Below are 683 nucleotides of genomic sequence, written 5' to 3' on the forward strand. Positions count from 1 at the left end.
AAGAATGTGTTTCTCACTTTAAAGGTGGAAAACTGGCCGATATTCTTCTTGATACCAAAGAGTTGATGAACATTAATGTTCCAATTGATGTTCTTGAACCCCAATACCGAACAGAAGTTCAAAAGTTGTTTGTTCGTCATTTACAACCAATGGATGGCGCTAAAAGGCTGATCCAATTCCTCGACTCCCACAATATTGAATACTGCGTCGCGTCAAATGGTCCCAAAGATAAAATTGAATACGCACTTGAGTTAACCGGTCTACTTGATGCATTCAAAGGAAAAGTATTCTCTGCGTTTGAAGCAAATAGTTGGAAACCTGAACCTGATTTGATCATGTACAGCGCGATGAGCATGGGCTTTTTGCCTAGCGATTGTTTGTATATCGATGATACACCCAAGGGTGTAGAAGCAGGGTTGAATGCCGGAATTAAGACGGTCCAGCTATTTAATGGTGAGGCCATTAACCGAGTCGACGATGACCGAGTTATTCGCATTCAACATTTGGATGAATTAAAAGAGCAGCTCATGGGCTGCTCTGTTTAACCGTTTAATGACGAGAATGACTTAGGTTATGAATTTGTTTAATTTTCGACTGTAAATATGGCGCTTGGTAAAGGCATTGAATGGATGAGAAATTTTTCGTGTGGAATCCACAAGCAGCACACGTGAATTTTTCACCGT

At 40.6% G+C, this 683-nt stretch carries 1 protein-coding gene; it reads left to right on the top strand.

The features are described 5' to 3' along the window. A partial coding sequence (locus R8O10_RS25330) for an HAD-IA family hydrolase (protein WP_318191971.1) occupies positions 1-545 on the top strand: 545 nt, incomplete at its 5' end. Positions 546-683 lie beyond the last annotated feature (138 nt).

Origin of the sequence: Vibrio sp. 1727 (assembly GCF_033344415.1) — a bacterium.
Taxonomy (GTDB): domain Bacteria; phylum Pseudomonadota; class Gammaproteobacteria; order Enterobacterales; family Vibrionaceae; genus Vibrio; species Vibrio alginolyticus.